Origin of the sequence: Clostridium cuniculi (assembly GCF_004353185.1) — a bacterium.
Taxonomy (GTDB): Bacteria; Bacillota; Clostridia; order Clostridiales; family Clostridiaceae; genus Clostridium; species Clostridium cuniculi.
In genome coordinates this window covers 1-3,265 of the sequence record NZ_SMUS01000082.1, presented here as the reverse complement: position 1 = coordinate 3,265, position 3,265 = coordinate 1, and the positions used below count along the sequence as shown (strand labels likewise).

At 25.4% G+C, this 3,265-nt stretch carries 3 protein-coding genes and 2 rRNA genes; all 5 read right to left on the bottom strand.

The window, feature by feature from the left end:
• A 16S ribosomal RNA gene (locus EJJ37_RS19555) occupies nucleotides 1-96 on the bottom strand; the annotation flags it as partial.
• Between the two features lie 317 nt (nucleotides 97-413).
• Nucleotides 414-1,046, bottom strand: coding sequence for an ABC transporter ATP-binding protein (locus tag EJJ37_RS19550; protein WP_133017098.1), 633 nt, complete (start codon nucleotides 1,044-1,046; stop codon nucleotides 414-416).
• Nucleotides 1,047-1,130: 84 nt separating this feature from the next.
• A complete protein-coding gene (locus tag EJJ37_RS19545; RefSeq protein WP_133017097.1) occupies nucleotides 1,131-1,880 on the bottom strand; it encodes an ABC transporter permease in 750 nt (249 codons plus the stop codon).
• Nucleotides 1,855-2,826, bottom strand: coding sequence for an ABC transporter substrate-binding protein (locus EJJ37_RS19540; protein WP_133017096.1), 972 nt, complete (start codon nucleotides 2,824-2,826; stop codon nucleotides 1,855-1,857). Before EJJ37_RS19540 ends, EJJ37_RS19545 begins: the two co-directional genes overlap by 26 nt.
• A 280-nt stretch (nucleotides 2,827-3,106) precedes the next feature.
• Nucleotides 3,107-3,223 (bottom strand): 5S ribosomal RNA (gene rrf / locus EJJ37_RS19535).
• Nucleotides 3,224-3,265: the final 42 nt, after the last annotated feature.

Genomic DNA, 3,265 nt, shown 5'->3' with positions numbered 1-3,265 from the left:
CGCTAGCTTTGTTCCGAAGAACTCCACTCGCTCGACTTGCATGTGTTAGGCACGCCGCCAGCGTTCGTCCTGAGCCAGGATCAAACTCTCACTAAAAAGTTTAATCATTTGCTCAAATTACTTTGAGTCTTTGTTTTAAGACTCTCAAAAGAATTGCTGGTTTACTTTAACTATATTCTGTTCAATTTTCAAAGACCATTTACTCCGTCACATCTAAGCGACTTAATTATCTTATCATCTTTTATGATATATGTCAACAATTTTTTTAACTTTTCATATTTATCATAATCGATATTAATCAATTTATCACTTCTACAGATATATGTCTATAACATATTTCTACGTTTTTCAACATTTCTGTCATTAGCAACGTATTTTATCTTATCACTATTAAATCACTTAGTCAATACATTTTATATAATTTTTTCTATAATATCTTCAATATTCTTTTCTTTTGCTTTATCTAATATTTTTACTGGTCTTTCACCTAATAAAAATACAGAGTCTGCTAAATCTAATATTTCATCTTTATCATGCGTCACTAAAATAATCGTTGTCTTTTTTTCTGAATTCAATTTTTTAATAATCTTCATCATATCTCGTTTACATTTAATATCTAATGATTTAAAAGGCTCATCCATTAATATAATTTCTGGATCTCCAACCAATGCTCTAGCTAAATTTACTCTTTGTTTCATACCACCACTTAATTGATATGGATAATAATATTTAAACTCACTTAGTCCAACTAATCCTAAAGTAATATCAACTTTATTATCTAACTCCTTTCCCCTTAAATATTTTTTTACTACTATTTTTAAGTTATTATTTACATTTTTCCAAGGTATAAGTGCATCACTTTGAAATACATACGCTATCTTTCTATTTTCTTTTAGTAATATTTCTGAAATATAATTTAATAATGTTGTTTTTCCACATCCTGATTTTCCAATAATGCAATTTATCTTATTATCGTCAAAATTTATATTGAAATCCTTATATATAATTTTATCTCCATATTTACAATTTATATTGCTTATTAACATAATTTCCAATTAACCTCTCTTAAAACTCACAACTTTATAAAACTAGTAAAAATAATTCTATCTACTTTTATAAATTTATCATATCTATTCACCTGTATTTTTTTTAGAAACTTTATCGATAATTAAATCAAAAAAACAAACAATTACAGTTATTATTATCATCCATGCAATAATTCTTGATGTATTTAATTGCATTTTTTCAAACTGAATTATAGATCCAATTCCATACTCTGGCTGAGCATAAACTTCCCCCGAAATCACAACTTTAAATATTAATGATAAAGTTGAATTAATTACTTTTTTAATTGCTATAGCTATTACTGGTATTATAAGTGTAATAATTTTATCTTTAGTTTCTACCCTGTATATTCTAAACATCTGTAATAGATTTTTATCAATATCAAGTAAAGAATTTAAAACAACGTCATAAAAAATTGGAAATGAGATTACTACACCTATTATTATTGGTGCAAAATCCTTAGATGTCCAAATTAATACTAATACTATAAATGCCATTGTAGGTATAGCTTTTAAAAAGACTATTATTACATATAAAAAATTATAAATAAATTTATTAAAATAACTAATAATAGCTAGTATTATGGCTATTACTAATGAAAATATAAAACTCTCTAGACATCTTAAAATACTACTAAGTATTAATATTATAAAATTATCTGTTAATATTATTTTATATATATCCAATAAAACAGTAAAAAAAGAAGGCAAAAGTAGCCCATTATTAACAATAACAGCTACTATTTGCCAAACTGATATAAGTATAAATATTGATATAATTAAATATTTTTTATTTTTTAATGAATATTGAGTCATACTCGTAACTTTCTCCCTTATTATCTGTATCTATAGTAGAAAAATAAGTTTCATATTCCTCTTTTGAATCTTCTATCTTAGTAAATTTTAAATTACTATTTTTTATAGATTCATTAATAACATCTTTATTCACAGTTATCCCCAACTCTTCACACTTTTCAGCGGCTAACTGTGGATTATCTATGACCCATTTTTCACTTTCATTAAATGCTTCTATTAATTTATCATATGCATTTGTATCTTTTATTTTATTATAAAACTCTTCTTTTATTAATAATGTTGATTGTGGATATCCATTTTCTACATTATTAGCTTTTATCCATTCATCATTTAAACTTAAAATAATTTTTATATCACTATTTTTAGCCATTACTGTTGATAATACTGGTTCTGGAACTACTGCATATTTAGCCTGTCCACTAATAAGTAATGGTGCAAGTTCTGATGCAGCTCCAACATAAGAGAAGTCTATATTCTCTTCATTAACATTATTTTTGGATAATATATTTTTGAATACAATATCTGGAGTAAGTCCTTTTCCAGTATTATATACTTCACATCCTTCTAACTCTGATATATTAGATATTTCTTCTGTAGATACTAAGTATAAAGATCCCCAGCCTATTGTTGCTGCAACTTTATATCCTAAATCTTTTTTATCTGCTTGTAATGCTAAATTTGATGGAACTATTGCTAAATCAGCTTCGCCTTTCATTAATTCTGATAAAAGTAAATCTGTAGTTTTCTCAATTGAACATTCTAAAGTAATATTTTCTATTTTGTTATTATCAGCTATTAATTTGCTTATAGCTATTGATGGTAAACCATCCGGAGAGATTAGTCTTGCATTTATTTCTTCATTAATAATAGAGCTATTTTCTTGGTTACAAGATATCATTAATATTATCATTGTTATTACTATTATAAAATTTAATATCTTTTTCACTTGAATCACCTCGTATTAAATCTTATCACAGTATTCCATTATTTTCTATATCTTTTTATTTTTACTATCTGAGTCTTTATATTAATTAATATAAAAAAAGAATATTTAAAAATACACTAAATACCTTATATTATCTATATATTATTTATTAAAATTAACCATAAGAATTAAAAATGTTAAAAATTATCTTTTATTAAATTTCCCAGGAAATGTATAATAAAACTTTTTATTTATTTTTTTGCACAAAAAAAAGATACCTAGTTTAAACTAAGTATCTTTTACCTGGCAACGTTCTACTCTCCCACACAGTCCCCCGTGCAGTACCATCGACGCTGTAGAGCTTAACTTTCCTGTTCGGAATGGGAAGGAGTGTTTCCTCTACGCCATCATCACCAGATGCTATGATTTTCTAAATCTTTGATTTAGTTAAAATCTTGTA